Source organism: Streptomyces sp. NPDC018026 (assembly GCF_044327745.1).
Classification (GTDB): domain Bacteria; phylum Actinomycetota; class Actinomycetes; order Streptomycetales; family Streptomycetaceae; genus Streptomyces; species Streptomyces rubrogriseus.
On sequence record NZ_JBIRFY010000044.1, the window covers coordinates 1 to 2,275 of the forward strand.

The 2,275-nt window shown below is 68.2% G+C and carries 1 protein-coding gene; it reads left to right on the forward strand.

Features of this window, described 5'->3' with window-relative positions:
- Positions 1–78: 78 nt before the first annotated feature.
- On the forward strand, positions 79–2,275 hold a 2,197-nt coding region (locus tag ACH4D3_RS41150), incomplete at its 3' end, for an amino acid adenylation domain-containing protein (protein ID WP_398332879.1).

The following is a 2,275-nucleotide window of genomic DNA, read 5'->3' on the forward strand; positions in this document are numbered from 1 at the left end:
GCGATTGTGCCTGGGTTGTTCGCGGCTCAGGTGGTGCGTTCCCCGGAGGCGGTGGCGGTTGTCTGCGGCGGGGAGTCGGTGACGTATCGCGAGCTGGATGCGCGGGCGAACCGGCTGGCGCACTATCTGGTGGCGCAGGGCGTGGGTGTGGAGTCGGTGGTGGGGCTGTGCCTGCCGCGGGGTGTGGAGACCGTCGCGGGCATACTCGCCGTGTGGAAGGTGGGCGCCGCGTATCTGCCGGTGGACGCGACGCAGCCGACGGAACGTATAACCCATCAACTCCAGGACAGTCGTGCGGTGTTGACGCTGACGACGGAGGAGATTCTGGAGGATCTGCCGGCGGGCAGGTATCGGCTGGTGGCGGTGGACGGTGTACTGACCGCGATGCAGCTTGCGGCTGCGCCGGATACGACGCCTGAGGTGTCGGTCGGGGCTGGTCAGGTGGCGTATGTGATCTATACGTCGGGTTCGACCGGTGTGCCGAAGGGGGTGGCGGTTCCGCATGGGGCGCTGGCGAACTATGTCGCGTCGGTGCCGGGTCGGGTGGGGTTGGGTGTGTCGGGTGGCCGGTATGCGGTGTTGCAGGGGCAGGCGACCGACCTGGGCAACACGGTGGTGTTCGCGAGTCTGACGACGGGTGGTGAGCTGCATGTCCTGGACGAGGAGGCGGTCACCGACCCGGTGGTGGTGTCGGCGTATCTGGCCGAGCACGGGATCGATTTCCTGAAGGCGGTGCCGTCGCATGTGGCGGCGTTGGGTGCGGCCGCGGTGCTGCCCGCGCGGTCGTTGGTGCTGGGTGGTGAGGCTGCCTCGCCCGCCCTGGTGGCGGAGCTGCTGGCGGCGGCCGGGGACCGGGAAGTGTTCAACCACTACGGCCCCACCGAGACGACGATCGGCGTTGCCACGACGCGTCTTACCGAGGAGGTGGTGGCGTCCGGGGTGGTGCCGGTCGGCACGCCCGTGGCCAACACCCGTCTCTACGTCCTGGACAACGCGCTGAACCCGGTCGCGCCGGGCGTGACCGGTGAACTCTATGTCGCTGGGGCCCAGTTGGCGCGCGGCTATGTGGATCGGGCCGGACCGACCGCGGAGCGGTTCGTGGCGTGTCCGTTCGGTGGTTCGGCGGGTGAGCGGATGTACCGGACCGGGGACCGGGCGCGGTGGGCGGCGGACGGTCGGTTGGTCTTCGTGGGCCGGGCGGACGACCAGGTCAAGATCCGTGGTTTCCGGGTCGAGCCCGGCGAAGTCCAGGCTGTCGTGACTGCTCATCCGGGTGTCGCCCGGGCCGCGGTGGTGGCGCGTGAGGATGTCCCGGGTGACAGGCGCCTGGTGGCTTATGTCGTGGCGGTTGATGGGGATGCTGATGTGAGTGATCTTGCGGTGGCTGTTGGGGGGTTTGTGGCGTCGCGGTTGCCGGGGCACATGGTGCCTTCTGCGGTGGTGGTTGTGGATGCTGTGCCGTTGACCGGTAGTGGCAAGCTCGACCGGGCTGCTTTGCCGGCTCCCGATCTCGGGTCTGGGTCCGGGGTTGGTGGCAGGGGGCCGGCGACGGTGCAGGAGGAGATTCTGTGTGCTGCGTTTGCGGAGGTGCTTGGTCTGCCCTCGGTGGGTGTGGATGACGACTTCTTTGAGTTGGGTGGTCATTCGCTGTTGGCGACTCGGTTGGTGAGTCGGGTGCGGTCGGTGCTGGGTGTTGAGGTGGAGATTCGGGCGTTGTTCGAGGCGCCGACGGTGGCGGGGTTGGCGGTGAGGCTGTCCGGGGCGGGTGAGGCGCGGCCGGCGTTGGTGGCGGTGGCGCGTCCGGAGCGGGTGCCGTTGTCGTTCGCGCAGCGGAGGTTGTGGTTCATCGGGCAGTTGGAGGGGCCGAGTCCGACGTATAACAGTCCGGTTGTGCTGCGGTTGACCGGGGAGTTGGACCGGGGAGCCCTGGCGCGGGCTTTGCGGGATGTGATTGGGCGGCATGAGTCGTTGCGTACGGTGTTCCCGGTGGCGGATGGCGAGCCGTTTCAGCGGGTGCTGGATGTCGGGGAGCTGGACTGGGATCTGGTGGTGGCTGATGTTGCGCCGGAGGAGGTCGGCGATGCGGTGTCGGGGGCGAGCAGGTATGCGTTCGACCTGTCGGTAGAGGTGCCGTTGCGGGCGTGGCTGTTCGGGATCGGTTCCGGTGAGCATGTGCTGGCGATGGTGGTTCATCACATTGCGGCTGATGGTTGGTCGATGGGTCCGTTGGCGCGGGATCTGTCGGTGGCGTATGCGGCGCGGTGTGAGGGGCGGT